Origin of the sequence: Arthrobacter sp. NicSoilC5, from assembly GCF_019977395.1 — a bacterium.
Classification (GTDB): domain Bacteria; phylum Actinomycetota; class Actinomycetes; order Actinomycetales; family Micrococcaceae; genus Arthrobacter.
In genome coordinates, this window is record NZ_AP024660.1 from 3,964,145 (window position 1) to 3,990,560 (window position 26,416).

Annotated in this window: 25 protein-coding genes; 13 read left to right on the forward strand and 12 right to left on the reverse strand. The window is 65.3% G+C overall.

Going from position 1 to position 26,416, the window contains the following annotated elements:
* The first annotated feature begins 26 nt into the window (after positions 1 to 26).
* The 3 genes from LDO22_RS18535 (at position 27) to eda (ending at position 3,026) form a co-directional block, all read left to right on the forward strand.
* Positions 27 to 956: a PfkB family carbohydrate kinase gene (locus LDO22_RS18535; protein WP_224027283.1), complete on the forward strand. Its 930-nt coding sequence runs from the start codon at positions 27 to 29 to the stop codon at positions 954 to 956.
* Between the two features lie 65 nt (positions 957 to 1,021).
* A complete protein-coding gene (locus LDO22_RS18540) occupies positions 1,022 to 2,407 on the forward strand; it encodes a mannitol dehydrogenase family protein (RefSeq protein ID WP_224027284.1) in 1,386 nt (461 codons plus the stop codon).
* Positions 2,400 to 3,026 carry a bifunctional 4-hydroxy-2-oxoglutarate aldolase/2-dehydro-3-deoxy-phosphogluconate aldolase gene (eda, locus tag LDO22_RS18545; RefSeq protein WP_275966872.1) on the forward strand — a complete coding sequence of 209 codons (627 nt, stop codon included), beginning with the start codon at positions 2,400 to 2,402 and terminating at the stop codon, positions 3,024 to 3,026. The genes LDO22_RS18540 and eda overlap by 8 nt, the downstream gene beginning before the upstream one ends.
* A gap of 2 nt (positions 3,027 to 3,028) precedes the next feature.
* On the opposite strand, the gene LDO22_RS18550 is transcribed toward eda, so the two are convergent.
* The 3 genes from LDO22_RS18550 to LDO22_RS18560 all read right to left on the reverse strand — a co-directional run bounded on the left by LDO22_RS18550 (position 3,029) and on the right by LDO22_RS18560 (position 7,102).
* The gene (locus LDO22_RS18550) at positions 3,029 to 4,231 is read right to left on the reverse strand and encodes a TerC family protein (RefSeq protein ID WP_224025164.1); all 1,203 of its coding nucleotides are present in this window, start codon (positions 4,229 to 4,231) and stop codon (positions 3,029 to 3,031) included.
* 37 nt (positions 4,232 to 4,268) lie between these two features.
* Complete coding sequence (locus LDO22_RS18555) at positions 4,269 to 5,936, reverse strand: RecQ family ATP-dependent DNA helicase (protein ID WP_224025166.1); 1,668 nt, start codon at positions 5,934 to 5,936, stop codon at positions 4,269 to 4,271.
* Between the two features lie 191 nt (positions 5,937 to 6,127).
* Positions 6,128 to 7,102, reverse strand: a complete 975-nt coding sequence (locus LDO22_RS18560; RefSeq protein ID WP_224025168.1) for an aldo/keto reductase — start codon at positions 7,100 to 7,102, stop codon at positions 6,128 to 6,130.
* Positions 7,103 to 7,407: 305 nt separating this feature from the next.
* On the opposite strand from LDO22_RS18560, the gene fdhA reads away from it, so the two are divergent.
* From fdhA to LDO22_RS18585, 5 genes are all read left to right on the forward strand, one after another.
* Positions 7,408 to 8,619, forward strand: coding sequence for a formaldehyde dehydrogenase, glutathione-independent (gene fdhA, locus LDO22_RS18565; RefSeq protein ID WP_159632774.1), 1,212 nt, complete (start codon positions 7,408 to 7,410; stop codon positions 8,617 to 8,619).
* Between the two features lie 111 nt (positions 8,620 to 8,730).
* Entirely contained in the window at positions 8,731 to 9,084 is a 354-nt protein-coding gene (locus LDO22_RS18570; protein WP_224025170.1) for a GNAT family N-acetyltransferase, read from the forward strand.
* Positions 9,085 to 9,360: 276 nt separating this feature from the next.
* Positions 9,361 to 10,296: a serine hydrolase gene (locus LDO22_RS18575; protein WP_224025172.1), complete on the forward strand. Its 936-nt coding sequence runs from the start codon at positions 9,361 to 9,363 to the stop codon at positions 10,294 to 10,296.
* Between the two features lie 68 nt (positions 10,297 to 10,364).
* The gene (locus tag LDO22_RS18580) at positions 10,365 to 11,726 is read left to right on the forward strand and encodes an MFS transporter (RefSeq protein ID WP_224025174.1); all 1,362 of its coding nucleotides are present in this window, start codon (positions 10,365 to 10,367) and stop codon (positions 11,724 to 11,726) included.
* A gap of 44 nt (positions 11,727 to 11,770) precedes the next feature.
* The gene (locus LDO22_RS18585; RefSeq protein WP_224025176.1) at positions 11,771 to 12,520 is read left to right on the forward strand and encodes a dienelactone hydrolase family protein; all 750 of its coding nucleotides are present in this window, start codon (positions 11,771 to 11,773) and stop codon (positions 12,518 to 12,520) included.
* 15 nt (positions 12,521 to 12,535) lie between these two features.
* Here the strand turns inward: LDO22_RS18585 and LDO22_RS18590 are convergent, their stop codons facing one another.
* The 8 genes from LDO22_RS18590 to LDO22_RS18625 all read right to left on the reverse strand — a co-directional run bounded on the left by LDO22_RS18590 (position 12,536) and on the right by LDO22_RS18625 (position 19,884).
* The gene (locus LDO22_RS18590; RefSeq protein ID WP_224025177.1) at positions 12,536 to 12,985 is read right to left on the reverse strand and encodes a hypothetical protein; all 450 of its coding nucleotides are present in this window, start codon (positions 12,983 to 12,985) and stop codon (positions 12,536 to 12,538) included.
* A gap of 199 nt (positions 12,986 to 13,184) precedes the next feature.
* Complete coding sequence (locus LDO22_RS18595) at positions 13,185 to 14,480, reverse strand: hemolysin family protein (RefSeq protein WP_224025179.1); 1,296 nt, start codon at positions 14,478 to 14,480, stop codon at positions 13,185 to 13,187.
* A gap of 60 nt (positions 14,481 to 14,540) precedes the next feature.
* Positions 14,541 to 15,299 (reverse strand): SDR family oxidoreductase, encoded by a 759-nt coding sequence (locus LDO22_RS18600; protein ID WP_224025181.1) that lies wholly within the window; start codon positions 15,297 to 15,299, stop codon positions 14,541 to 14,543.
* A 25-nt stretch (positions 15,300 to 15,324) separates the two neighbouring features.
* A complete protein-coding gene (locus LDO22_RS18605) occupies positions 15,325 to 16,170 on the reverse strand; it encodes a fumarylacetoacetate hydrolase family protein (RefSeq protein ID WP_224025183.1) in 846 nt (281 codons plus the stop codon).
* Positions 16,171 to 16,206: 36 nt separating this feature from the next.
* The gene (locus LDO22_RS18610) at positions 16,207 to 17,178 is read right to left on the reverse strand and encodes an aldo/keto reductase (protein WP_224025185.1); all 972 of its coding nucleotides are present in this window, start codon (positions 17,176 to 17,178) and stop codon (positions 16,207 to 16,209) included.
* Positions 17,179 to 17,180: 2 nt separating this feature from the next.
* Entirely contained in the window at positions 17,181 to 18,074 is an 894-nt protein-coding gene (locus LDO22_RS18615) for an amidohydrolase family protein (protein WP_224025187.1), read from the reverse strand.
* Positions 18,074 to 18,502: an RbsD/FucU family protein gene (locus LDO22_RS18620; RefSeq protein ID WP_224025189.1), complete on the reverse strand. Its 429-nt coding sequence runs from the start codon at positions 18,500 to 18,502 to the stop codon at positions 18,074 to 18,076. Before LDO22_RS18620 ends, LDO22_RS18615 begins: the two co-directional genes overlap by 1 nt.
* A complete protein-coding gene (locus LDO22_RS18625; RefSeq protein WP_224025191.1) occupies positions 18,499 to 19,884 on the reverse strand; it encodes an L-fuconate dehydratase in 1,386 nt (461 codons plus the stop codon). Before LDO22_RS18625 ends, LDO22_RS18620 begins: the two co-directional genes overlap by 4 nt.
* A gap of 184 nt (positions 19,885 to 20,068) precedes the next feature.
* Between LDO22_RS18625 and LDO22_RS18630 the strand changes: the two genes are divergently transcribed.
* The 5 genes from LDO22_RS18630 (at position 20,069) to LDO22_RS18650 (ending at position 25,584) form a co-directional block, all read left to right on the forward strand.
* Positions 20,069 to 20,833 carry an FCD domain-containing protein gene (locus LDO22_RS18630; protein WP_224025192.1) on the forward strand — a complete coding sequence of 255 codons (765 nt, stop codon included), beginning with the start codon at positions 20,069 to 20,071 and terminating at the stop codon, positions 20,831 to 20,833.
* Positions 20,834 to 21,062: 229 nt separating this feature from the next.
* Entirely contained in the window at positions 21,063 to 22,316 is a 1,254-nt protein-coding gene (locus tag LDO22_RS18635) for a sugar ABC transporter substrate-binding protein (RefSeq protein WP_224025194.1), read from the forward strand.
* Between the two features lie 53 nt (positions 22,317 to 22,369).
* Positions 22,370 to 23,293 (forward strand): sugar ABC transporter permease, encoded by a 924-nt coding sequence (locus tag LDO22_RS18640; protein ID WP_224025196.1) that lies wholly within the window; start codon positions 22,370 to 22,372, stop codon positions 23,291 to 23,293.
* Complete coding sequence (locus LDO22_RS18645) at positions 23,283 to 24,182, forward strand: carbohydrate ABC transporter permease (protein ID WP_224025198.1); 900 nt, start codon at positions 23,283 to 23,285, stop codon at positions 24,180 to 24,182. Before LDO22_RS18640 ends, LDO22_RS18645 begins: the two co-directional genes overlap by 11 nt.
* A 55-nt stretch (positions 24,183 to 24,237) precedes the next feature.
* Complete coding sequence (locus LDO22_RS18650; RefSeq protein ID WP_224025200.1) at positions 24,238 to 25,584, forward strand: alpha-L-fucosidase; 1,347 nt, start codon at positions 24,238 to 24,240, stop codon at positions 25,582 to 25,584.
* Between the two features lie 79 nt (positions 25,585 to 25,663).
* Here LDO22_RS18650 and LDO22_RS18655 read toward each other — a convergent pair whose 3' ends face one another.
* Positions 25,664 to 26,416 (reverse strand): metalloregulator ArsR/SmtB family transcription factor, encoded by a 753-nt coding sequence (locus LDO22_RS18655; RefSeq protein WP_224025201.1) that lies wholly within the window; start codon positions 26,414 to 26,416, stop codon positions 25,664 to 25,666.

Below are 26,416 nucleotides of genomic sequence, written 5' to 3' on the forward strand. Positions count from 1 at the left end.
TCCACAATCCCTTCGACGTGGTGGTGATGGGGGAGATCCTCGTCGAAGTGGCCACGGACCAGCCCTTCGGCCACGGCGTTCCGGCGCAGCTTGGCATTTCCGGCGATGCGCTCAACGTGGCCGCCGCAGCCGCCGCCGCCGGCGCCGTGGTGGGCCTGCTGTCCGTCCTGACCGACGACGACCTGGGCCAGGCCATCGCCGCCCGGATCGCCGAGCTTGGCATTTCCACCGCCCTCCTGACGTTCCGCAAGGGACAGCAGGGCGTCTACCTCGTCCACAGCGATCCCGACGGCGAACGCGAGTTCTCCTACGCCCGCAGCGGCAGCGTCGGGTCCACACTTGGCCCGGACGACGTCGACCCGGCAGTTTTCGCCGCGGCCGGCGCAGTGGTGGCGGGCGGCATCGCCTGCGCCATTTCGACGACGTCCCACGCCGCCGTCGCGAAGGCCGCCTCGGTGGCCAAGCGCTTCGTGTACGACCCCAACTTCCGCCCGCGCCTCACCTCGGTGGAGGATGCGACGGCGGCCCTCACCGAACTGGCGCCGCACGCGTTCCTGGTCACGCCGTCCTACCCCGGTGAGACGAGGACGCTGCTGGGCGCCGCCACCGCTGAGGAAGCGGCCGCCAAGCTCCGCGCGCTGGGCACGGAGAATGTGGCCGTCACCTGCGGTGCAAGAGGCGTCCAGCTCGAGGCCGGCGCGGTCTCGGCCTGGGTTCCCGCCATCCCGGCGCCCGCCGTGGTGGACCAGACCGGCGCCGGCGACGCGTTCGTGGGTACCCTCACCGCCCGCCTCGTGCTGGGCGATGACTTCCCAACGGCGGCCCGCTACGGTGCTGCCGCATCCTCCCTCGTGGTGGGCGGCAAGGGCGGCACCGGCTTCATCCCCACGTTCGGGCAGACCCGTGCACATGCCGCCGGAGAAACGGTGAAGGGAACAGTGCCATCGAACGCCTGAGTAACTCCACCCTGGCGGCCACCGGCCATAAGGCTGCGCTGCAGCGGGACGGCCTGCAGCCCGGGATCGTCCACCTTGGACTGGGCGCGTTCGCCCGTGCCCACACGGCCGTCTTCACGGAGGACGCCATGCTTGCGGCAGGCGATCCGCAATGGGGCATCGTCGGCGTCACCCAGCGTTCGGATGCCGTGGCCCGGCAGCTGGCCCCGCAGGACGGACTCTTCGCTGTGGCCGAACGGGGCGAGGGCGCCGCGCCGGCACGCGTCGTCTCCAGCATCGTTGAGGCAATTTCAGGACGGGATAAACCGGAGTTAGTGGTGGAACGAATCGGCGCCGCGGCAACGAAGATCGTCACCCTCACGATTACCGAGAAGGGCTACCGGTTCAACCCGCAAACCCGCACCCTCGACCTGGACGACACCGAGACCAGCGAAGACCTCGGCGGCAGGCCGCCGCGCACCGCCGTCGGCCAGATTGCGCGCGGCCTCCAGCGCCGCGCCCGCACCGGCGCCGGACCCATCACGGTGGTGTCCTGCGACAACCTGCCCGGAAACGGTGAACTGACCGGCACCCTGGTCCGCAACTTCGCCGTAGCCCTCCCAACCGGGGAAAGCGACGAACTCCTGGCATGGATCGACCGCAACGCCACGTTCCCGTCCACCATGGTGGACCGCATGGTGCCGGCCACCACCGACGCCGACCTGGCCGCCGTCGAACGTGAACTCGGCCTCCGCGACGAGGCCGCCGTGGTCGCCGAGCCGTTCAAGCAATGGGTCATCGAGGACAACTTCGCTGCCGCGAGGCCGCGCTGGGAAGACGCCGGTGCGCTGTTCAGCACCGACGTTGCCGCCTGGGAATCGGCGAAGCTGCGGCTGCTCAACGCCAGCCACTCAATGCTGGCCTACCTCGGCCTCGCCGCCGGCAAGGCGACCATCGCCGATGCCGTGGGCGTGGACGCATTCCGCACCGCCTGCCACCGCATGATGCTCGAAGAAGCCCTGCCCAGCATCACCCTGCCGGTGGAACTGGACGGCGAACGGTACTGCGGAGAGGTGCTCCGCCGGTTCGCCAACCCCGCACTGGGCCACACCACCGCGAAAGTGGGCAGCGACGGGTCGCAGAAAATCGGACTCCGCCTGCTTGCCACCGTCCGGGGAACGTTCGACGCCGGCCGCGAACCCAAGTGGGCCGCGCTCGCCGTCGCGGCGTGGATGCGCCACGTGGCCACCACACCGGAAACGGACCTGAACGATCCCCTGGCGAAAGAACTCGAGGCCGTCCTGCCCGAACGCCGCACCGCGGACACCGTGGTGCCTGCCCTCCTCGGGTTCCGGCCCGTCGTCGACCCCTACCTGGCCGGGCACGAAGAATTCCGGAACCTGCTCCTGCACTGGTACCGCAGCATCGACAACGGGCCCTTGAGCCTGGGAAATGAGATCAACCATGGCTGACGCATCCGGCGTCCTCAGCGTTTCACCGGTCATCCCGGTGGTCACCATCGACGACCCCCAGGATGCGGTGCCCCTTGCCCGTGCCCTGGTGGCCGGCGGCGTGGAGATCATCGAGCTCACGCTCCGGACCGACTCCGCGCTGACCTCGCTCAAGCTCATCGCGGAGGAAGTGCCGGAGATCCTTGTGGGCGCCGGCACCATCCTCACCCCTGCGCAGGCCGACGCTGCCGTGGCAGCCGGAGCCAAATTCCTGGTCAGCCCAGGGGTCACCCAGGCCCTGCTCACCGCCATGCTGTCCCTCGACGTTCCGGTGCTGCCCGGCGTCGCTACCGTGGGGGAGGTGCTCGTTGTTCTGGAACAAGGGTTGGACGCCATGAAGTTCTTCCCGGCGGGCCCCGCCGGCGGCCCGAAATACCTGGCCGCCATCGGAGCGCCGATTCCGCACGTGCGGTTCTGTCCCACGGGCGGCATCAGCCTGGCCACAGCGCCGGACTACCTGAAACTGACCAACGTGGCCTGCGTGGGCGGCAGCTGGCTCACCCCGGCAGACGCCGTCGCCGCTAAGGACTGGGCACGCATCACCACCCTGGCCAGCGGCGCAGCGGCCCTGACCCGGTAGCCTTAGCCCCCGTTGGCGGCAGCCCGCACCTGGGCTTTGTCGTGCTGGTCGTGGGCGGTCCGGATCAGGTCCAGGAACTCGGTTTCGTGGCGGATCAGCCGCTTGTACTTCTCGGGGAGCTTGCGGATCTGGTCCTCCTCACGGACCATCCTGGCAAAGATCTTGTCCCGCTCCGCCATGTCCGTCTCGTAGTTGAGGTCCACGTACTCGGTGGCATGCCGCCTCGCCCCCGAGACCGCGTTCTTGGCCTTGCCCTTGGGGCTGAAGAGAGACGCCAGGATGGTCACCACCAGCACCCCGAGGATCACGCTGAGTGACAGGCCGGTGCTGACCTCCACCACGTTGACGTGCTCGCCGTCGTTGATGAACGGCAGGGTGTTCTCGTGCAGGGCATGCAGGATGAGCTTCACGCCGATGAAGCCAAGGATGACCGCCAGGCCGTAGGAGAGGAAGATCAGCCGGTCCAGCAGGCCGTCGATCAGGAAGAACAGCTGCCGCAGGCCCATCAGCGAGAACGCGGTGGCGGTGAAAACGACGAAGACGTTCTGGGTCAGGCCGAAGATGGCCGGGATCGAGTCCAGGGCGAACAGGATGTCCGTGCCGCCAATGGCCACCATGACCAGCAGCATCGGGGTCAGGACCCGCTTGCCGTTCTCCACTGTGAAGAGTTTGTCGCCGTCGTAATGGTCGGAGGCGGGCAGCAGTTTCTTGGCAAGCCGGACGACCAGGCCGTCGGAGTCGTCATCGTGGTCGTCCGGCTTGAGCAGGTTTCCGGCCGTGAGGAGCAGGATGAGCCCGAAGATGTAGAACACCCAGGCAAAACTGTTGATCAGTGCCGCGCCCAGGAAGATGAACGCCGTGCGCGCGATCAGGGAGAACACGATGCCGAACAGCAGCACCTTCTGCTGGTCCGCGCGGGGCACCTTGAAGCTGGCCATGATGATCAGGAAGACGAAAAGGTTGTCTACTGACAATGCCTTCTCCGTGACGTAGCCGGCAAAGTATTCGGTGCCCATGTCGGCGCCCCCGAACAGCAGCACAACCAGGCCGAACACCACCGCGATGGTCACGTAGATGGCGGACCACGTGGCCGATTCCTTGAGGGAAGGGGTGTGGGCCTTGCGGACGTGGAAGAAGAAATCGAAGGCCAGCAGCCCGATGATTCCCGCAATGGTCAGGGTCCAGACATACGCAGGTACTTCCACGCGCGGGGCCTTTCGTCGGAGGGTCCTCCCAGCCTACCTAAGCGGGCTTCAGGAGTTGATGCTCCACGACGGCCGCCCGCGAAAGCGTCTTGTACCCCTCCTGCTCAAAGAGCACCGTGATGACGTCGTCCTCGTGCCGCATCACCAGGCCCGAACCCCACTCCTTGTGGACCACCGTGGACTGCAGCGGGAATGGCTCGTCGGCTGCGGAAGCCGGGACCCCGCCGTCGGACTTTCTCATCTCCGCCTGGTTGGCGGCTTCGGCGCACCCGTCGCAGTTTCGGCAGGGTTCCGGAAGGTCCTCGCCAAAGTAGCCCAGCAGGAACTGCCGGCGGCAGCCGTCGGTTTCCGCGTAGGCGCGCATCATGGTGAGCCGGGACTGGTCCACGCGCTGGCGGGCTTCGGCCAGTTCGACGGCGTCGGCCACCAGCGTGGGCAGCTTTGCCTTGGATGTCAGCCGGACTCCCCGTTTGCCGGCACTGACGGCGCCCGTCTCCTCCAGCTGGTTCACCAGCCCGGTAATGCGCCGGGCCTTGAAACCCGTCAACTCAGCGAGGGATGACCTTGGGGTGGGGGCATGGGCCGCCTTGAGGACCTTCAGTACCTCAAGGAGCGAATCTGGATCAGGGGAGTGGGTGCCGAAGAATTTCCGCAGGCCAAGGTCCTCGGAGCGGTAGTGGAGCACTGCGGAAGCGGGCTGGCCGTCCCTGCCCGCGCGTCCGATCTCTTGGTAGTAGGAGTCCAGCGACTCGGGAATGTCGGCGTGGACCACGAAACGGACGTTGGGCTTGTCGATGCCCATGCCGAACGCGGTGGTGGCCACCACCACGTCCAGCTTGTCGTTCAGGAACAGCTCGTGGATATGTTCGCGGTCCCTGGCGGAACGGCCAGCGTGGTACGCCTCGGCGCGCAGGCCCTCCTTGGCCAGCCTGGCGGCGTACTTTTCCGTGTCCTTCCGCGTGGCGGCGTACAGGAGGCCATGCCCGTTCCTGGCCAGCGCTGCCACCTGCTCAAGTACGGCCTGGCGCTTGCCCTTGTCTTCGTGGTGCCGGACCACGTCAAGGGTGATGTTGGGCCGGTCGAACCCATGCACCAGCATCAGGGGCTTCTTCATGCCAAGGCGCTCCACGATCTCATCCCGGACCGGAGGGGAAGCCGTAGCTGTCAGGGCGGCCACGGGCGGGTTCCCCAGTTGCCCGCGGACATGTCCCAGCGCCAGGTAGTCCGGCCGGAAGTCGTGTCCCCAGGAGGAGACACAGTGTGCCTCGTCCACGACGAACAGCGTGATGTCCAGTGCCTTGATCCGGTCAACGGTCGCCTGCTTGGCCAGCTGTTCCGGGGCGAGGAACAGGAATACGGCCGAGCCGTCCTCGGCGGCCCGCCAGGAGGCTTCCACTTCGGCGTCGCTGTGGGAGGAGTTGATGGCCACCGCGGCGTCCGGTCCGAGGACCTGGGACAGGCCATCCAGCTGGTCCTCCTGCAGGGCAATCAGCGGAGAAACCACGACGGCGGGACGTCCTGTTGCCTTGTGCAGGTGCAGGGCTGCGACCTGGTAGATGGCGGATTTGCCGTAGCCAGTGGGCATGACGGCCAGGACGTCGCGGCCGTCCGCGAGGGCGGCCATGCCGGCCAGTTGCCCGTCCCGGAGGCCCGGCAGGTTGAAGGATGAAGCAGCAAGGGCCCGAAGGGCAGATTCGTCGGACATGGAAACGGAGCTCCGCACAGAAGAAAACAGCAGCCGCTTGCTTCAGCCGTAGGACCACCCTACGCCAGCCCCGCCCCGCCGCCGTAAACCATTGCAGCGGCCGCTGGTCATGGACGGCCCTGGCCCGCATAAGCGGTGCTGGCCGGCAACGCTTATGCGGGCAAGGGCCGTCCGTGCGTGGTTCCCGGAGGTTACGTGTCGATGGTGGACATGTTGGGGTAGCGCGCGCCCGCAGTAGACCCAGCCGGCGCCAGCTGGTCCAGCAGCTGAAGCTCGTCCTGGGTCAGCTCCACGTCCACGGCGCCAAGGTTCTCGCGCAGGCGTTCGCGTTTCTTGGTGCCCGGGATCGGAACAATATGCTCACCCTGCGCCAGCAGCCAGGCCAGGGCCAGCTGGCCGGGAGTGCACTGTTTCCGGTCCGCCAGCTCCTTGACCCGGTCCACCAGTTCCAGGTTCCGTGTGAAGTTCTCGCCCTGGAACCGGGGGGAGTGCCTGCGGAAATCGTCCTCCGCGAAGTCGTCCGCGCTGCGGATCTGGCCGGTCAGGAAGCCACGGCCCAACGGGCTGTACGGCACAAAACCAATGCCCAGCTCCGCCAGCACGGGAAACACCTTGGTCTCGGGCTCCCGCTCCCACAGCGAGTACTCGGTCTGCAGCGCAGTGATGGGGTGGACCGCGTGCGCTCGCCGGATGGTCTCCGCGGATGCTTCGGAGAGGCCCAGGTGCCGGACCTTGCCGGCCTGGACCAGTTCCGCCATGGCGCCCACTGTGTCCTCGATGGGAACCGTTTTGTCCACCCGGTGCTGGTAGTAGAGGTCGATGTGGTCCACCCCCAGCCGATGGAGGCTGGCGTCGCATGCGGACCGGACGTATTCGGGCCGGCCGTTGATGCCCACCCAGGAACCGTCCTCCCGGCGTTCGTTGCCGAACTTGGTGGCGAGCACAACGTCCCCGCGGCGGCCGGAAATGGCCCGGCCCACAAGTTTTTCGTTCGTGAAGGGCCCGTACATGTCTGCCGTGTCCAGCAGCGATCCCCCGGCGTCCAGGAATTCGTGGATGGTGGCAACCGACTCCTGCTCGTCGCCGCCGCCGTAGAACTCGCTCATGCCCATGCAGCCAAGGCCAAGGGCGGAAACTGTCAGTTGTCCAATAGTGCGCGTTTTCATGCCGTTCTCCTCAACGGTAGAACTTGCCTGGGGACCGGCCAGCCTGCGTGCCTGGAGCCGGTTGGTACAGCCTACGCCGCGGATAACACTTCCCCACCTGAAGCCTCCGGTAAACAAGGGGCTCCTACCCCTAGACCGCTCTGTGGGCCGTGCCTAGACTGGGCGGATCCCCACCCCGGGAACCGGTACCTGACCATGCCAAACATCAGGATGCACCAACCGGCCAGGACTGTTCCCCTCCGCGGGATGTCTCACCTACCCAGATCACGGCCGTCCCACCGGACGCCTGACTACAGGAGCGATAGATGACAGGGAACAAAGCCGTTGCCTACAAAGAAGCCGGCAAGGTCGAAGTAATTGACATTGACTATCCAACGTTCGAGCTCAAGGACGGCCCCGGGGTCAACCCCGCCAACGTGGGACGCCCGGTCAACCACGGGGTCATCCTCAAAACCGTGGCCACCAACATTTGCGGGTCGGACCAGCACATGGTCCGCGGCCGCACCACGGCTCCACCCAACCTGGTGCTGGGCCATGAAATCACCGGTGAAGTGGTGGAAGTGGGCCGTGACGTCGAATTCATCAAGGTGGGCGATCTCTGCTCGGTGCCGTTCAACATCGCCTGCGGCCGCTGCCGGAACTGCAAGGAGCGCAAGACCGGCATCTGCCTGAATGTGAACCCGGATCGCCCCGGCAGCGCCTACGGCTACGTGGACATGGGCGGCTGGGTGGGCGGCCAGGCCAATTATGTCCTGGTGCCATATGCGGACTGGAACCTGCTGAAGTTCCCGGACAAGGACAAGGCCATGGAGAAGATCCTGGACCTGGCCATGCTCTCGGATATCTTCCCCACCGGGTTCCACGGTGCGGTCACAGCCGGTGTGGGTGTCGGCTCAACCGTTTACGTGGCAGGGGCCGGTCCTGTTGGCCTCGCAGCGGCGACCAGTGCGCACCTGCTGGGTGCCGCCGTCGTCATTGTGGGCGACATGAACGAGGGCCGGTTGGCGCAGGCACGCAGCTTTGGCTGTGAGACCGTGGACTTGTCCAAGGGCGATCCGAAGGATCAGATCGAGCAAATCCTCGGCGTCCCCGAGGTGGACTGCGGCGTCGACGCCGTAGGGTTCGAGGCGAAGGGCCATGGGCACGACGCCAAGGAGGCGCCCGCGACGGTCCTGAATTCCCTCATGGAGCTCACGACGGCCGGCGGTGCCCTGGGCATCCCGGGCCTGTATGTCACGGGCGATCCGGGCGGCATCGACGAGGCCGCCAAGAAGGGTGCGCTGTCGCTGAGCCTTGGCACCGGCTGGGCCAAGTCGCTGAGCTTCACCACGGGCCAGTGCCCGGTGATGAAGTACAACCGGCAGCTGATGATGGCCATCTTGAATGACCGGGTGCACATCGCCAAGAACGTCAACGCAAAGGCAATTCCGCTGGAGGACGCACCGAAGGGCTACGCGGAGTTCGACGCCGGCGCAGCCACCAAGTACGTCCTTAACCCGAACGGCTACCTCAGCTGACGCGACGGCGGGCGGGGATGTCGCCAAGGAACCTTCACTTGCGGAAATAAGAGCGGACCGGGCCGGGTTAGGCTTTGCACGGTCAGCACACCCGCAACTGAAGGAGTTCCCTTGAGCGACATCACCGTCCGCCACACCCCTGGGCGCGAACGCTTCGAGATTCTCGATGCCGGCAATGTCATCGGCAAGGCGGCGTACAAGGAGTACGACGGCGGGGAGTCGCCGCAGCGGATTTTCTACCACACGGTCATCAATGAGGAATACGGCGGTCAGGGCCTGGCCGGCCGCCTGGCCACGGCCGCCCTGGATAGCACGGTTGAGGACGGCATCGGCATCGTCCCGGTGTGCCCGTTCATCAAGAAGTTCCTGGCCAAGCACCCCGAATACCTGGGCAGCGTAGTTGCGGTTGCCCCCGCGCACCTGGAATTCCTGGAGACCGCGATCGCCGCCCGCACCCGCGGCTAGGTTTCGACGCGCAAAGGCTTGCCCTTTTGAACCCCGGTTCCGACGCGCAAAGTGGTTCCCGAGGCGCCGGCTCCCTGGCGCGGCCGGTATTCGGGCCGCGCGGGGTAATTCGCGCCTCGGCAGCGGTTTTGCGCGTCGGCAGGACCGCCCGGAGGAACACCCGGCAAGCCTTCAGGAAGCTCCCAACCTCCGGTGATTTAATCAGCATCTGTCAGCGCGGCTCAACGCCGCGCTGACCTTGTTTTGTGATTGCCGAGGCGGGACAGGAGCCCTTGTATGTCCATGCACCCCGTGGTGCCCCAACCAGGCCGCGACGCTCCGCCGCCGGCACCGGGCAAGCCGTCTTCCGGCAAAGCACGGGGCAACAGAAGACTGCTGATCCTGGCCCTTGCCGTGGTGCTGGTCATCGTCGGCACCATCACCCTGGCCGTGGTCCGGTCCGAGCCGCCGACGGGCGCAGCGGTTCCCACCGGGCCGGCGGTTCCCGCGGCACCGGTGGCGGCAGCCCCGCCGTCGTTGCAGGACAGCGTGGACAGCATCCTCAGCGAAGCCGACGAATACCGGATTGGGCTGGCGCTCGCCGACGTGTCCGGGGGCGCCGAACGGACGTTCGGCGATGAAAGCACCTTTACCGCCGCCAGCACGGCGAAGATCCTGACCGCCGCCGCCTACTACCACCTGGTGGAGAACGGGCAGGCAAGCCTTGACGAACCCATGGGCGACTACGACGCAGCCTTCCAGCTCAAAGCCATGGTCAACGACAGCAACAACGATTCCTGGCTGCTGCTCATGGACGCGGTGGGCCACCCACAGCTGACCGCCTACGCGGCCTCCATCGGCGTCGCGTACGACCCCGAACAGAACCTGCTGACCGCCGCGGACATGGCCCTGATCCTGAAGAAGCTGTACGCGGGCGAGCTCCTGGACAAGGACAACACGGAGCAGCTGCTGAGCTACATGCAGGACACCAACAACGAAGACCTCATTCCCGCCGGGTCACGGTCCGGCGTGGACGTGCACCACAAGTACGGGGAAGTGTCCGGTGAACTGCACGACGCTGCGCTCCTGAGCTACCGCGGGTCGACGTTCGCGCTGGTGATCTATACGGAGAACCCGGAGGGCGTTCCGGATGACGGGCAGGCAGAGGTGATCCGGGACCTTACCAGGGCAGTCGAGGACGCGCTGTTCCCGGTGGGACTGACGGGCAAATAGCCAACGCCACACCACGCCGGGATCCGGCCAAGTCGTCCCCGGCGTCCGCTGTGGGCCAGACTGTTACCGTGAGCAACAACCCCCGGACTGCCCTGGCCGTCGCCGGCCTCAGCCTGGGCACGGCACTGAACCCGCTGAACTCCTCCATGATCGCCGTGGCCCTGGTAGTGCTGCGCGCAGACTTCGGGCTCGACGTCGCCGCCGTCACCTGGGTGGTCACGTCCTTCTACCTGGCCTCTGCCGCCGGCCAGCCCGTCATGGGCCGGCTGGCCGACCGGTTCGGCCCGCGGCGGATGTTCCTGCTGGGCATGGGGCTGGTGGCCATCACCTGCGCCCTGGCTCCGCTGGCCCCCAACTTCGCCCTGCTCTGCGTCGCACGGGCGGTCATGGCCCTCGGCACAGCCACCGCGTATCCCAGCGCGGTGGTGATGGTGGGTGCGCTCGCGCACCAGGCAAAGGTTGATACGGCACGTCCGCTCGGCCGGCTGCAAATGGCCAACACGTCCGCCGCCGCGGTGGGTCCCGTGGTGGGCGGCCTGCTGGTGGGCTTCGTGGGCTGGGAGTCCCTGTTCCTGGTCAATGTCCCGCTGGCCCTGGCGGCGCTGCTGATTGTGCGGAAGGCCGCCCCGCCGGACAAGGCCCGGGAGCGCGGCAGCGTGGCGGAGCTGGTGCGGGACTCGGACCTCCCGGGCATCGCCGGATTCATCGGCGCGCTGCTGCTGGTCATGATGGCCGCGCTGAACGTGGCCCCGGACTACCGCTGGCTGATGCTTGCCGGTGGAACCGTCATCGCAGCGCTGTTCGCCTGGCGCGAGCTGCGCTTCGCCAAGCCATTCCTGGACCTGCGGCTGCTGGGCCGGAACAGGCCGCTGATGCTGGTGTACCTGGCCTTCGCCGTTTTCAGCAGCGTCTACTACTTCGTCTTCTTCGGCCTCCCACAACTCCTGCAGGAAGCCGGCGGCTACGATCCCGGCGTGGTGGGCCTGCTGATGCTGCCGCTGGCCGGCATGTCCGTGGTAGCCACCCCATGGGCAGTCTCTGCCATGGGAAGGTTCGGGGTCCGGCGGGTGCTGCTCGCCGGCGTCGTCCTCTTGACGGTGGCGGCGGCCCTCATGTGGCTGCTGACCGGCACACTGGCCATCCCCGTCGTGGTGGTCCTCACTGCCCTCATGGGCATCCCGTACGGGACTGTGGGCATCGCCTCCAACCAGGGCATGTTTGTGTCCACCCGGCCGCAGGACCGGGGCGTCGCTGCCGGGATCTACCAAACCTGCCGCTACGTCGGGGCGATCACCGCCACCGTGATGATCGGCGTTTTCGCGGCCGGCGGGGTGCACCAGGACAGCTGGATGCGGATGGTCCTGGCCATGCTGGTTCTCTGTGCCGTGACATTGGGGATCTCCGTATTCTGGCGGCAGCAAAAGGCGTAGCCCCACCTCTGGAAGGGCCCGGAGGAGCGTGCCATGCTGGCCCCATGGGAAACATGATGACTCTGGGCAACGCCCAAACCGCCGTCCAGGCATACATCAGTGAACCGGCCGGGATTCCCAAAGGCGGTCTGGTGGTAGTCCACGAAGTCTGGGGGCTGGTAGGCCATACCAAGGATGTGGCAGACCGGTTTGCGGCGGAAGGCTACCTCGCAGTGGCCCCTGACCTGCTGTCCGGGGCCGGGGGAACGGCCGACCTGACAGGGGAGCTGCAGGAGGCGGCGTTCGATCCGGAACAGCGCAGCAACGCCCAGCCGCGGTTGCGCAAGCACATGGCGCCGATGCGCTCCCCGGAGTATGCCAAACACGCAGTCGCCGCCCTCCGCGTGTGCTTTGACCACCTGGAAGGCGTGCCGGGACTGGCAGGGCGGGTGGCCGCGACGGGCTTCTGCCTGGGCGGGACCTACATCTTCTCCCTGGCGGTTGCCGAGCCGCGGCTGCGCGCCGCCGTGCCGTTCTACGGGCATGCCGAGTTCAAGGACTCGGAGCTGCGGGCCATCAACTGCCCGGTCCTGGCTTTTTACGGCGAGCAGGACGGGGCCCTCATGGAGGAGCTTCCCGGTCTGAAGTCTCGGATGCGCGCCGCCGGGGTGGACTTTGAGGCCGTCGTGTACCCGGGCACCGGCCATGCGTTCTTCAATGACACCAACAGGTATACCTACAACGCCCCGGCGGCCGCCGACGCCTGGGCGCGGACGCTCACTTTTTTGGAGCAGAGCCTTGGTACCCCGGCGTGACCTGCTGCCGCTGACTTAAGGGCAGTAGTGCGCCTCGCGGTCGTACTGGACGGAGTTCCCCACCTGGTGGGAATCCTCCCTTTCCCAGCACTGCCGGGTGCCGTCCGGGCCTGTCAGCGTGGTTTGCTCACGGTAGTGCTGGCCCATCTCGAAGACCTGCCCGTCGCGGACCAGAAAATGGGAGTGCGTCTGGGTGCTGATGGTCGTGGACGTGCTCCCATCATTGGAGCTTAAGGCGTCCGTGTAGTTGCTCGAAGACGAGGAGGACTCGATGCCGCTGGGGGTTGAGACGTGGTGGCTGACCACAATGCCCGTACGGCAGGTCTGGACCTCGCTGTAGGCCGTACATTCGTTGATTTTGGTGACGTCTGCGCCGCTGCTGCTTGCGGCCTGTGCTGGTGCCGCCAGGGCAGCGGCAGCAAACGCCAGGGTGGCGCCGATGAGGGTGGTGCGTTTCGTGAACATTGTGGGGTGTCCTGTCTGCCGGGGTTTGGGAGCACCGTGCCCATGTGCCCCGTGGATAGGAAGCGGATGCGGGCTCCAGCCCCTTCTGGCCGTCTAGGCCAGCCGCTCCTTAACTGTGACCAGTACCGGGCCCTGCCCGTAGGGCCTTTAGTCCCCGGGCGGGGCGCGTGCCGCCGTCGTGCCTTCCGGCCTTGGCTGGTCAGCCGGCCGGGCCGGTAACCGGTGTGACCCGGATGCGGGCGATCCGGAGCCTGTCCATGCTGAGGACAGTCAGCACGTATCCCGGGATCTGCACCCGATCGCCTGCGCGGGGCAGGCGCCCCAGCCGGTCCATCATGAACCCGGCGACGGTTTCGTAGTGGCCCTCCGGGAGGACGATCCCGGAGGCTGCCTTGAACTCCTGCAGAATCAGGCCGCCGTCCACGTCGATGAAGCCGTCGGCCACGTTGACCCGGTCCTCGTGCTCGGCACCGGTGTCGTACTCGTCATAGATTTCGCCCACCAGTTCCTCTACAAGGTCTTCGAGCGTGACCACGCCGTCGGTGCCGCCGTACTCGTCCACCACCAGGGCGATGTGCTGGTTGGTCTTGCGCATTCGGGACAGCGACGGCAGCACCCGGTTGGTCCCGGGCAGCGGAAGGATCTCGCGGGCAAGGTCCCGCACCGGCGCCTGGTCCTGCACCTCGTCGCGGGGCATCAGGTCCCGGATGTGCACAAAGCCCAGGACGTCGTCCGGGCTCCTCCCGATCACGGGGAACCGCGAGTACGGGCCGTCCCTGACCATCCTGCGGGCGTCGGCAACACTCATGGCGCCGTCGATGAAAGTCACCTCCGTACGTGGGCGCATCACCTCCTGCAGCGTCCGGTCCCCAGCGCCGAACACATCGGCGACGATGTTCCGGCTGCTCTCTTCGAGCAGTTCGCTGTCCGCCACCATGTCCCAGAGCTCCTCCGAGCTGATGCTCTCCCGCTTGGCACGGGGGTCGCCGCCAAGGAGCCTCACCACGGTATCCGTGGATACGGACAGGAGCCAGATAACGGGCCGCATGACCCGGGCGAGGCCGATCAGCGGAGGGGCCAGCACTTTGGTGAACGCGACGGGACGTTGCAGCGCCAGCCGCTTGGGGGCAAGCTCGCCCAGGACGAGGGACAGATAGGCCACCAGCAGGGTCATACCGATGAAGGACACTGGGCCGGCCGCCGCACCCAGCCCCAGGGCTTCGAGGAGGGGGACGACGTCGGGAGCGATCGTGGAGGCGCCATAGGCCGCCGAGAAGAACCCGGACAAGGTCACCCCGATCTGGACGGTGGAGAGGAACCGGTTGGGATTGCGTGCCAGGGCCGCAGTCCGGGCGCCGGTTTCACCGGACTTCTCGATCCGGCGCACCTGGCTTTCGCGCAGGGACACCAGGGCCATCTCCGCCGCAGCGAACACCCCGCCCAGCAGTACGAAACCGAGAACCAACCCAATATTGACCAGGGCGCCGCTGTCCATGACATGACCTTACCGATCAGCGGACCGGTTGGCGCGTCACGGGCGCTGCGTCAGCAGGCGTCAGGAGGCGGCAGGCCGGGGCCGGAGCCGAAGAGCCTGCATGCCGCCGTCCACTGCCAGATCCACCCCAGTGGTGGACCCGGAGAGGGGACTGGCAAGGTAAACCACCGCTGCCGCAACTTCCTCCGGGGAAACGAGGCGGCCATGCGGCTGGCGCGCTTCCAGCGCCGCCCGTTCGGCTGCAGGATCCGGTGCGGTGGCAAGGAGCCGGCTGATCCAGGGAGTGTCAGCAGTCCCCGGGTTCACGCAGTTGACCCTGATGCCTTCCTTCAGATGGTCGGCGGCCATGGCCAGGGTTAGCGACAACACCGCACCTTTGGTTGCGCTGTACAGTGCGCGCTCGGGGAGGCCGGCGGTGGCCGCAACGGAGCACGTGTTGACGATCGCCGCGTGGCTCGAGCGGCGCAGGTGCGGCAGGGCAGCCCTGGAGACGCGCACCATGCCCAGCACGTTGACATCGAACACCCGGTGCCACTCGTCGTCGTCATTTGCCTCAATGGTGCCTTGCGCACCCACACCGGCGTTGTTGACTATGACGTCGATTCCGCCCAGCTGCTGTGCAGCCTCTTCGATGGCCTGCCGGACGGAGGCGTCGTTGGAGACGTCGCAGTGGATGGTTTTTACTCCCGCCGGCGCCTGGTCGGGGTTGAGGTCCAGGACGGCGACGTCAGCCCCGCGATCCTGGAGCAGTGTTGCTGTTGCGGCCCCGATCCCCGAGCCTCCGCCGGTAACGATTGCCTTGATTCCGGCAAACTCCATTGTTTGTTCCTTCCGCTTGTACGGCTTAGCCCTGAACGAATTCCTGCCGCTGCCGGCCGAGGCCTTCTACTTCAATTTCCACCACGTCGCCGGCCTTCAGGTAGGGGAACCGGCCTGACAGGGCCACTCCTTCGGGGGTACCGGTGCAGATCAGGTCTCCCGGTTCCAGGACCAGGAACTGGCTGAGGTCGTAGATGATCTGCTCCACGCCGAAGATCAGGTCGCGGGTGGAGGAATTCTGGCGGGTTTCGCCGTTGACCCAGCTGCGCAGCCGCAAGTTCCCGGCATCCACCTCGTCGGGGGTGGCAAGGTACGGGCCGGTGGGGCAGAATCCGGCGCAGCTCTTCCCCTTGGACCACTGGCCTCCGGATACCTCCAGCTGGAAGGTACGTTCGGACAGGTCGTTGACCGTGACAAAGCCGGCAATGTGATCGCGCGCCTGCGCTGGGGAACCAAGGTAGGAGGCACGCCGGCCGATGACCACGCCCAGTTCCACTTCCCAGTCGGTTTTGGTGGAACCTCGCGGAATGGCCACGGTATCGAACGGGCCCGCCACTGTGTTGGGGGCCTTATGGAAGATGATGGGCACGGAAGGGGGAGCGGAGCCTGATTCGGCGGCGTGGGCTGCATAGTTTATACCAACGCATATGACTGAGGACGGCCTGGCGATCGGAGCGCCGATCCGGGCCCCCTCGGCCGGCAGTTCGGCCAGTTCCCCGGCGGCGAGTGCTGCTGCCGCCCGTCCTGGGCCGTCGGATTCCCAGAAGTCCGCGTCGACGTCCTTCGCCACCTGTTCCAGGGAGTAGTACTTCTGTTCGTGCATCAGGGCGGGGACTTCCTTGCCCGGGGCACCTATGCGTGCAAATTTCATTGGTTTCTTCTTTTCTTGGTTGAGGTGCGTGTACCGTCAGCTGATCAGTCCCCGGTCCCGGAGGTCAGCCCACAGCTGGTCAGGGACGGACTGGGAGGCCAGGTCCAGGTTCTGCTTCACCTGCGCCGGTGTCCGCATGCCCAGGACCACGCTGGTCACAGCCTGGTGCTGGTAAGGGTAATGAAGGGCGGCAGCTGGAAGCGTGGTTCCGTGCGACTCGCAGATGTCCGCCAGCAGGCTGGCTTTGGCCAGCAGTTCCTGCGGCGCCGGTGCGTAGTTGTAGGTGGCGTTGCCTGCCGGCCGTTCCTTGGACAGGAGCCCGGAGTTGAAGACCCCCACGTTGACCACGCCGACGCCGCGTTCCAGGCACGCGGGGAGCAGATCCTGCGCCGCGCCCTGTTCCAGCAGCGTGTACCTCCCTGCGAGCATGACCACGTCGATGTCTGTTTCGGTGACGAACCGGTGGAGCATCTCGGCCTGGTTCATGCCCGCGCCCCAGGCGCCGATCACGCCTTCGTCGCGCAACGCTGACAGTGTGGGAGCGGCACCCTCGAGGGCTTCGGTCCAGTAGTCATCGGGATCGTGGATGTAGACGATGTCGATCCGGTCCGTCCCGAGCCGCTGCAGGCTCTCCTCGATGGAGCGCAGCACGCCGTCGCGTGAGTAGTCGCGGACGCGGAGGAGATCATCGGGGACGTCGAAGCCCTCTGTGTCCTTGCCCTGCGGTGACGGGTTGGGCCGCAGGAGCCGTCCGATCTTGGTGCTGAGGAGGTAACTGCCGCGGTCGTGCCCGGCCAGCGCGGCGCCCAGGCGGCGTTCCGACAGACCCAGCCCGTAGTGCGGCGCGGTATCGAAGTACCGGACGCCGCCCTCCCAGGCCGCGGTGACGGCGTCGAGCGCTTCCTGCTCCGGAACCTGCCGGTAAAGGTTCCCGATGGGCGCTCCGCCGAAGCCGAGCACCGGAAGCTGCACACCCGTGCCAGGGATGGTGCGGGTTTCTACTTGCATTGTCAGTCCTGTTCCTGGTTAGAGGTTCTTTGTTCAGGCTCTTCCGCGAGCTGGTAGACCCGGGCGGCCGTTCCATATGCAACACTGCCCCGCTCGCCGTCGGACGCACCCGCCAGTGACTGTTCCACCACAGTGATCCAGGCCTGGTAGTTGGCCGGGCTTGTCAGGGAGACGGGGAAATCACTGCCGACCATGCAGCGTGCCGCCCCAAAAAGATGGAGGGTTTCCTGGATGACGGGGAGGGCCTGGGGCGCCAGAGGCCGGTTCGGGTCGGCTTCAGCGCCCGCCCCCGAAATCTTGACGACGACGTTGGGGCGCCTGGCCAGTTCCCGCATCCCGGTGCGCCACGCTGTGAGGTCCCCACCGGCTATCGACGGCTTGCCCATGTGATCCAGCACGATGGGCAGGTCTGGAACGCCGTCCGCGAATTCCGCCAGGGCCGGTAGCTGCCGGGAGCGGATGCACGCGTCGAAAACCAGGCCTGCCCGGGCAACCTGGCGTGCACCTGCCAGTGTTTCCCGGTCCAGCATGAATGATTCGTCCCGGTCCTGGAACAGCTGCCTGATGCCCCGTACCAGGGGGCGTTCCAGCAGCTGGTCCAGGTCCTCCGCTACAGCATCACCGCGGCTGATGGGGGCGAAAGCCACAATCCCCGCCAGCTGCGGCCAGACTGCGTGGAGGCCGGACACCCAGTCCACTTCCTTCAGGGCCTGGTCATCACGGCAGTCAGCCTGCACAAAAACAGCCGCACGGGTGTTTGCCCCGCTGTGCGGGAGGTCTTCGGGCAGGAACGGCTTGTTCAGGGTGGGTGCATCCGCAAGCCAGGTGTAGTCGAGCGCCGCGGGATCCCAGATGTGGACGTGCGAATCAACCACCAGCAATGAAGGCGTTCCCATCAAGACGTGCCGTCGGGCCGGACCCCGATGGTCAGCAGGAGGTTCGCATAGTGCCGCGTATCGCCACTGGCAATGACGACGGCGACATCGGCTGAGCGCGCGGCATCATAAAACTCAAAGCGTTGATGGGATTCGATGGAAACGTTCGTGCCAAGGGTGCGTTCGTAGCCTTTGACAGCCTCCGTCCAGTTGCCGTCCGGGGGTGCCATCACGGCTGCTGCCTCGAGGGGAACGGCGTCGACCAGCACTTCAAGGATTTGATCGATGGTCAGAAGCCCGGGTCTGAGGTTCAACGCGATGCGCCGTGCCGAGGCAGGTGCTCCGGTGTTGTGCGGGTAATTGGCGTCGGCGATGAGGATCTTCGAGCCGTGGCCGGACTCGGCGAGGGCCGCCAGGAGGCCCGGGTGGGTGAGGGTGTAGTTGATCATGCCTGTGCCTCCAGCCGTGCGCTGGCGAAGGCAGCGCGGCCGGACGGGTTGCCGGCCCGCCAGGCCTGTTCAGCCCTGCCGGGGGCGGTTCCTGCCCAGTAGCTGCCATAGGGAAAGGCGTATTCCTGCAGCGTCTGCTCCTTGAGTTCGGCTGAGTATCCCGGATTTCCCGGCATGACATAGGCGCCGTCCCTGACGATGCACGGGTCCACGAAGTGTTCGTGCAGGTGGTCCACGAACTCCGTGACGCGTCCGGCCAGGTCGCCCGAGACGGCGATGAAATCGAAGATCGACAGGTGCTGGACCAGCTCACACAGCCCCACTCCGCCGGCATGTGGGCAGACCGGGATACCGAATTTCGCAGCCATCAGCTGAACGGCGAGTACTTCGTTGACACTGGCGAGCCGGCAGGCATCCAACTGGCAGTAGTCAATGGCCCCCGCCTGGAAGAGTTGCTTGAAGAGCACGCGGTTCATGCCGTGTTCGCCGGTGGCTACCCCGATCGGCTGGACAGCCCGGCGAATTTCAGCGTGGCCAAGGACATCGTCAGGGCTGGTTGGTTCCTCGATCCACAGGGGGGTGAACTCGGAAAGCTGCTTGACCCAGTCGATGGCTTGCGGGACATCCCATACCTGGTTCGCGTCGATCATGAGGTTGCCGTCAGGGCCGATGACATCACGCGCGATGCCGAGGCGGCGGATGTCGTCCTCCAGGGACGCGCCCACCTTCAGCTTGATGTGGCGGTAGCCCTGGTCCACCGCCTCCTGGCAAAGCCGCCGGAGCTTCTCGTCGGAGTACCCCAGCCATCCCGCGGACGTGGTGTAGCACGGGTAACCGGTTTGGGTCAGTTGCCGGATGCGTTCCTCCCGGGTCGGCGCAAGGCGGGCCAATAAGCCCAGCGCCTCGTCCCGGGTCAGGGCGTCCGAGAGATAGGTCAGGTCGGCAGCGTCGACAATTTGCTCCGGAGTCATGTCCACGAGGAGCCGCCATAAGGGTTTACCCGCGCTCCGCGCTGCCAGGTCCCACACTGCGTTCATCACGGCCCCGAGGGCGAGGTGCTCCACCCCCTTGTCCGGCCCGAGCCAGCGCAGCTGGGAATCACGCTTCAGGTCCCGGTAAGTCTCCCCGAGGTTCCGTCCGATACGGTCCGCATCCTGTCCCAATAGGGGGCGCGCCCGCAGTTCCATGGCCGCGGCGCAGACTTCATTGCCGCGGCCGATGGTGAAGGTAAACCCACAGCCGTACACGGCCGGATCATCGGTCCTCAGGACAATATAGGCGGCAGAATAGTCCCCGTCCTTGTTCATGGCATCCGAGCCGTCCGCGGACAGCGAGGTGGGAAACCGCACGTCAAACACGTCAAAACCGGTGATGTGTGGCATGGTGAGCCCTCCAGATTCAGGCTATGAAGATGACGCTCCAGCAACGATGCGAGCATCATCTGATGTATTTGGAAGTATTTGATGAGAATATAAGAGCATGCTGGATTTTCCAAGCAATACATCAGATGAAAGTAGATTTCCTTAGGGGGAACCTGCTGACGCAACACAACGAAGGACGGTAGTGATGACGAGCGGCGCACCCAATGGTTCGATGTCCCAGACCGATGTGGTGATCACAGGCGTAAAGCGGATGTTGTCTTCCCGCCGTCTTCGACCGGGGGACCGGCTGCCAATCGAGAAGGACCTCGCAGCAGAGCTTCAGGTGTCGCGCGGCTCACTCCGGGAGGGTGTGCGCGCCCTCTCCACGATGGGCATCCTGGAAACCAGGCAAGGTGCCGGGACCTTCGTCACCCGGCTGGAACCGTCGGCCCTCCTGTCTGCGATGGAATTCTGGGTGGGACTGCAGGATGGGGAGCGGGCAAACCAGGTACACACCGTTCGCAGGGCGCTGGAAACGGAGGCCGCTGCCGCCGCGGCCATCTGTATCGGGAAGGACCAGCTGGACCAGGCGGAACGTATCCTGGAGCGCGCCCACTCCGCGATCCACGCGGCACCCGTCCAGCATGAAGCGGCGATGCAGTGCGACGTGGAGTTCCACCGGTTGATCGCCGAGGCGTCCGCCAACCACGTGCTGTCCGCGTTAATCGAGACCGTGTCCACCAACACGATCCGAGGACGGATGTGGCGGTCGATCCATGACAACGAGGGCCTGCTGGCCACGCACCGCGAACACCTCGGCATCCTGGAAGCGCTGCGCCGGCATGATGTGGACCGCGCCCGGACGCGGATGGCAAACCACCTGTACGCCGTGGAGGACTATGTAACGGCCATCCCCGAACCGGACTTTGAGGGGCAGGTGGGGGCTGCGGACGAGGTCCCCGGTGACTAGGAAGGTATGCCTTAGGCATTATTCGTCTGATCTTGTTCTCAAAATAACCCCGAAAGACTGGCTTGTCAGTTGCTTTGAATCAAATTATCCAACAAAGATCAGATGATTCCTTGACTTACTGAGATGACCGGAGTCATTCTGTTGGAACGGGGGTTGCGGAAATCACACCAGGCAGGCCACGAGGACGTCGCCGGGCAACCCTTGTCCCCAGATATGAAAGGACATCATCGTGTCGAACAACCGCGTTACCGGCCGCCTGTTGACAGCGGCAGCGGTGGCAGCCCTCGCAGCGGGCACCCTCAGCGCCTGCGGTTCAAGCGCAGGTTCATCGTCGGACGGGGGCAAGGAAGCCTCATCGATGTACACATGGATCAGTAATGAAAATGACCGGGCGCAATGGCAGGCCTTCGTGGACGCGGCAAAGAAGAAAGACCCTGCGTTCAACCTCACCCTCGAGGGTCCCAGCTTCAACGACTACTGGACAAAAGTGAAAACGCGCTTGTCCAGTTCCGGTGCGCCGTGCATCATCACCACGCAGGCGGCCCGCGCCCAGGAACTCAAGGACCTGACGGTGCCGCTTGACGACATGGTCAAGAGCAACAACGTGGACGTGTCCATGTACAACAAGGCGATGATTGATGGCTTGACGGTGGACGGAAGCCTCCGCGGCATCCCATACGATGCCGAGCCGGTAGTTCTGTACTACAACAAAGACCTCCTGTCCGCAGCCGGAGTAAAGGAGCCAACGCCCAATTACACCACCGCCCAGTTCACATCGGACCTGAAGGCACTGACGAAGGGCGGCGTCACGGGCCTGGCCGTGCCGCCGGGCTTCGGCGCCGGCCCGGGGTTGCCCTTGGCTTTTGCCAACGGCAACGAACCGGTCAAGGACGGGAAGCTGGACCTGACCAACCAGGGCCTGGTGCAGGACCAGCAGTTTGCATTTGACCTGGCCGCCAAGGAAAAAGTGGCCACTGCTCCCCAGGCGTCGGACGGCAGCGATGTCCCGGAGCAACAGTTCATGAGCGGCAAGGCGGCCATGATCATCGACGGCCCCTGGATGTACGACACACTGACCACGAAGACACAGGGCAAGGTGGGCATCGCCGTCATTCCTTCCACCTCAGGGCAGGGCATCGGGATGATTCAAGGCTCTGCCTTCGCCATCGCGGCATCCTGCAAGGACAAAGAAACGGCTTTCAAGAACATCATGAAGATTACGACGCCTGAGGTGGTTGGCGCCGTCGGGGCAGCCCGCGGGACAGTGCCGTCCGTGGAGTCCGCGATCAAGGACTGGGCCGGTAACAAGCCGGCGACCGACGTCGCCGTGGTCGAAGCGCTGCTGAAGTCCGGGCGCCCCCTGGTGACGACGCCCACCTGGAACCAGGTGGAAACGAACTTCACGCAGTACTCCGGCGACGGGTTCCGCGGCAGCAAGTCAGCCCAGGAAATCCTCTCCACCATCGCCAACTCAGCCAAGTAATCCTCCGGGGGCGGGCTCCCGCCTGGAGCCTGCCCCGCCCAAGGAATAGGTCAATGATGACTGCTTTACCGACGCTCGCCGTAAAGAACGCAAAGAAGCCGGCCTGGGTTACCGGCCACGGGAAGCTCGCCGCTGTGTATCTTGCCCCCGGCATGCTGGGGTTCTTCATCTTTATCGTGGTTCCGCTCGTCGCCTCCCTGGTGATCAGCCTGTTCGACTGGCCCCTGTTCGGTACCCCCAAGTTCGTCGGACTGGAAAACTACACGCGCATGCTGACCGGGGACCCGGTCTTTTGGACGGTCCTGGGCAACACGTTGTTCTTCGCTGTCTGCTACACGGTGCTGAACCTCGTCCTGGCACTGGCGGTATCCACGTGGCTGCACAACCTTGGGAGCTGGGGCCCGTTCTTCCGCGTCCTGTTCTTCGTCCCGGTTGTCACGCCGATGGTTGCCAACGCGCTGGTATGGCGGCTCATGCTCACCGATGACGGCGTCGTCAACAGCTTCCTGGCCAATTTCGGCATCCACGGACCGTCCTGGCTCAGTAACAGCCAGCTGGCCATGGGCTCGTTGATTGCCATGTCACTGTGGCAGGGAATCGGCTACAACATCATCGTCCTCGGCGCGGGGCTCAACGGGATTTCACCAAACCTGCTGGAAGCGGCCCGCATTGACGGTGCCGGGGCGTGGCAACGGTTCTTCCGTGTGGTGCTGCCGATGCTGTCGCCGTCGCTCTTCTTCTGCACGGTGATGACCATCATCGGATCCTTCAAAGTCTTCACCCAGCCGTACCTGCTCACGTTGGGTGGCCCCGGTGAATCCACCAACACCATCGTGCTCTACCTGTACCGCAACGGATTTTCCTTCGACAAGCTCGGCTACGCATCGGCGCTGGCCTGGGCGCTGTTTGTGATCGTCATGCTTATCACCGCACTGCAGTTCTCCCAGCAGAAGAGGCTGGTCAACTATGACAACTGAAACCGTGGCCAAGGGCGCCACCCCGTACACCGGCGCCCTGAAGCGCCAACCCCCTGCGCGTCGCAGGAAGAAGCGGCCGGGCACCTACATCAGCAGGGTAGGCGTTATCCTTGCAGGCCTCGTCTTCTTCTTCCCGTTCCTCTGGATGGTGGCCACTTCCCTGAAGCCGACGTCCGAGGTCTTCTCCACGGGTTCAAACTTCCTGGCTTCCCGGGTGGAATGGTCCAACTATGTCACCGCCTGGACTGCCATACCGTTCGCACAGGTGATCGCCAACAGCTTCCTGGTGTCCATCGCCGGAGCAGCCCTGACCACCGTGGTGTCGCTGCTGTCCGCGTATGCCTTCGCACGGCTTCAGTTCAGGCACCGCGACAAGCTGTTCCTTGTCTTCCTGGGCACCCTGGTGCTGCCGCAGGAGGTACTGGTCATCCCGCTGTACATCATGATGAACAAGCTGGACCTTGTGAATTCCCTTCCGGCGCTTATCGTTCCGTTCGCGTTCGGTGCGTTCGGTGCGTTCCTCATCCGGCAGTTCCTGCTTTCCCTCCCGGTCGAATTCGAAGAAGCCGCGCGGATAGACGGTGCGGGGTCCCTCCGGATCCTGTGGAGCGTCATCCTGCCACTGGTCCGCGCACCGCTCGCGGTGGTGGCTGTGTTCAGCTTCATCGACTACTGGAGCAGCTTCCTGTGGCCCCTGATCGTCATCAATGACGTCTCGCAGGCCACGATTCCGCTCGGCTTGTCCATGTTCTCCGGCGAACGCGGAACGGACTGGGGGCCACTGATGGCCGCCGCAACCGTAGCAGTGATCCCCAGCTTGTTGGTCGTTATCCTCCTGCAGCGCCAACTAGTCAAAGGCGTCAGCATGGGCGGATTCGGCGGCCGTTGAGCAGCACCCTGACCCCAAGAATTCCCAAATCACCCATCTGAAATTGGAGTGCAGCATGACTGACAGCACAGCTACGCCTGACGACTGGAACACATTGTCCCGGCCCGTGCCGGAGTGGTTCCAGAACGCGCCGTTCGGCATCTTCATCCACTGGGGCGCCTACTCCGTTCCCGCCTGGGCCGAACCCATCGGCGCCCTGGGCACCATCGAAGACCGCGAGTGGTTTACCCATAACCCCTATGCGGAGTGGTACTACAACACCATCCGCATTGACGGCAGCCCTGCCCAACAGCACCACCGGGACGTGTTCGGAGGCGAGGACTACGACGCTTTCCTGGACCAATGGAAAGCGGAACAGTTCGAACCGGGGGATTGGGTGGAGCTGTTCAAATTCGCCGGTGCTGATTACGTTGTGCCCACCACGAAGCACCACGACGGCATCGCGCTGTGGGACGCCCCGGGAACAGGGGAACGGAACACGGTCCACCGGGGACCGCGCAGGGACCTGATCGGCGAAATCGCCCGGGCCGTGGACGACAAGGGCCTGAAGCTGGGGCTGTACTATTCCGGCGGACTGGACTGGCATGTACGCCCCTTCCCGCCGCACGTCACCAGCGAAAGCGTCCACGACACCTCCCGCCCCAAGGACGCCGGCTACGCCGAATACGCCTACAACCACGTGGTGGACCTGGTGGACAAGTACCGGCCGGACGTCCTGTGGAATGACATCGAATGGCCCGACGCCGGCAAGCACTTTGGTGAGCACGGGCTTGGCACGCTGTTCGAGCACTTCTACTCGATCAATCCGCAAGGTGTGGTGAACGACCGTTGGGGCGCCACCCATAAGGACTATGCCACCAGCGAGTATGAAGCGGCCAGGGAGAACGAGTCCGAATCCGAGTGGGAGAACTGCAGGGGCATCGGGTTCTCCTTCGGCTACAACCAGGTGGAGGGTCCGGAGCAGTCTCTGACCGGCCAGCAGCTGGCCCGCCACCTCACGGACGTCGTCTCCCGCGGCGGCCACTTCCTTTTGAACGTCGGTCCACGGGCTGACGGGACCATTCCTGAGATCCAGCGCCGGGCTTTGACCACTCTCGGAGAGTGGATGGCCACCGCCAAGCAATACCTCGTGGGGGCCCGCCCGCTTCAGGATGGAACCGTGGTAAGCAGCGACGAACCCTGGATCCGCTGGGTGGACCGCGGAACGGAGGCCGTGGCCTTCGTTGACTCGCCGGGCGGGGGAACGGAAGCAGCCGTGAAGGTGGACGCGGACAGGTTCTCATTGTCACAAGCGTCAGCGGAAGGCGCCGGCGGAACGGTCGAGGCCACCGGGGACGGGCTCAACGTCACTCTGTCGCCCGACCGGCCCGGTCCTGCCATCATCCGCGTCCCCAAGGCGTAGTCCCGGAAGGACATCGACGGCGGCGGCTGACCCACCGAGGGCGGCCGCCACCGTCGTGCTTTACGTTGAAATCAGCGGCTTACGTGTACATCAGGGAGCCCGGCGTGGTGAGCTTTTCGCCGGTTTCCAGCCAGGTCTTCAGGCCCGAGAGGATCATCGGCCAGCCGCCGTAGAGCTGTTCATTGGCACCCTCGCGCAGGTCGCTGTGCGTGACGGTGAGGTGGCACGAATCGCCCACCGGCTCGATCTCCCAGGTAATTTTCGAGGTGCCCTCCGCCTTAACGTCCTCGCCCCACAAGGCGCGCATGGTCTGGACCAGGCGGCGCGGCGGATCCACCTCAAGGTTCTCGCCCTCGCCCAAGATCTGGCCGGCCTTGGGGTTGCCCATTTCGAAGCGGCCGCCGGGCGTCCAGTCAGACTGCAGCGTATTGCCGAACTGGTATTTGCTGCGGATGTCGCTGTCCGTGATGGCTTCCCAGAGCCGCTCCGGGGTGGTCTTAATGTAAATCTCGAAGATCTTTTCCATGGGACTTTCCAATCTGGATTTGAGGTCGCTGAGGGCAGCGGCCCATGGTTGTGCATATTTGCTGACCCAGCGGTCGTGGACCAGGCGGATAGGGACCGGGTTCAGGAAGTGCAGCTTTTCCCGCCCGCGCCGGCGCGTCACCACCAGGCCTGCGTCCTCCAGGATGCGGAGGTGCTTGGCGATCCCGAACCGGCTCATGCTGAACCGTGCCTCAAGCGCACTCAGGGTCTGGCCGTCCTCGCGGAACAGCTCGTCGAGCAGGTCCCTGCGGGTGGGGTCGGAGAGTGCTTTGAACACGTCGTCCAT

What these genes read in the sequence shown, in the direction of transcription:
- LDO22_RS18535 (WP_224027283.1), top strand. Translation starts at nt 27, where the DNA reads ATGGGGGAGATCCTCGTCGAAGTGGCCACGGACCAGCCCTTCGGCCAC.
- eda (WP_275966872.1), top strand. Translation starts at nt 2,400, where the DNA reads ATGGCTGACGCATCCGGCGTCCTCAGCGTTTCACCGGTCATCCCGGTG.
- LDO22_RS18555 (WP_224025166.1), bottom strand. Translation starts at nt 5,936, where the DNA reads ATGTCCGACGAATCTGCCCTTCGGGCCCTTGCTGCTTCATCCTTCAAC.
- LDO22_RS18560 (WP_224025168.1), bottom strand. Translation starts at nt 7,102, where the DNA reads ATGAAAACGCGCACTATTGGACAACTGACAGTTTCCGCCCTTGGCCTT.
- fdhA (WP_159632774.1), top strand. Translation starts at nt 7,408, where the DNA reads ATGACAGGGAACAAAGCCGTTGCCTACAAAGAAGCCGGCAAGGTCGAA.
- LDO22_RS18575 (WP_224025172.1), top strand. Translation starts at nt 9,361, where the DNA reads ATGTCCATGCACCCCGTGGTGCCCCAACCAGGCCGCGACGCTCCGCCG.
- LDO22_RS18585 (WP_224025176.1), top strand. Translation starts at nt 11,771, where the DNA reads ATGGGAAACATGATGACTCTGGGCAACGCCCAAACCGCCGTCCAGGCA.
- LDO22_RS18590 (WP_224025177.1), bottom strand. Translation starts at nt 12,985, where the DNA reads ATGTTCACGAAACGCACCACCCTCATCGGCGCCACCCTGGCGTTTGCT.
- LDO22_RS18595 (WP_224025179.1), bottom strand. Translation starts at nt 14,480, where the DNA reads ATGGACAGCGGCGCCCTGGTCAATATTGGGTTGGTTCTCGGTTTCGTA.
- LDO22_RS18600 (WP_224025181.1), bottom strand. Translation starts at nt 15,299, where the DNA reads ATGGAGTTTGCCGGAATCAAGGCAATCGTTACCGGCGGAGGCTCGGGG.
- LDO22_RS18605 (WP_224025183.1), bottom strand. Translation starts at nt 16,170, where the DNA reads ATGAAATTTGCACGCATAGGTGCCCCGGGCAAGGAAGTCCCCGCCCTG.
- LDO22_RS18610 (WP_224025185.1), bottom strand. Translation starts at nt 17,178, where the DNA reads ATGCAAGTAGAAACCCGCACCATCCCTGGCACGGGTGTGCAGCTTCCG.
- LDO22_RS18615 (WP_224025187.1), bottom strand. Translation starts at nt 18,074, where the DNA reads ATGGGAACGCCTTCATTGCTGGTGGTTGATTCGCACGTCCACATCTGG.
- LDO22_RS18620 (WP_224025189.1), bottom strand. Translation starts at nt 18,502, where the DNA reads ATGATCAACTACACCCTCACCCACCCGGGCCTCCTGGCGGCCCTCGCC.
- LDO22_RS18625 (WP_224025191.1), bottom strand. Translation starts at nt 19,884, where the DNA reads ATGCCACACATCACCGGTTTTGACGTGTTTGACGTGCGGTTTCCCACC.
- LDO22_RS18630 (WP_224025192.1), top strand. Translation starts at nt 20,069, where the DNA reads ATGACGAGCGGCGCACCCAATGGTTCGATGTCCCAGACCGATGTGGTG.
- LDO22_RS18640 (WP_224025196.1), top strand. Translation starts at nt 22,370, where the DNA reads ATGATGACTGCTTTACCGACGCTCGCCGTAAAGAACGCAAAGAAGCCG.
- LDO22_RS18645 (WP_224025198.1), top strand. Translation starts at nt 23,283, where the DNA reads ATGACAACTGAAACCGTGGCCAAGGGCGCCACCCCGTACACCGGCGCC.
- LDO22_RS18650 (WP_224025200.1), top strand. Translation starts at nt 24,238, where the DNA reads ATGACTGACAGCACAGCTACGCCTGACGACTGGAACACATTGTCCCGG.
- LDO22_RS18655 (WP_224025201.1), bottom strand. Translation starts at nt 26,416, where the DNA reads ATGGACGACGTGTTCAAAGCACTCTCCGACCCCACCCGCAGGGACCTG.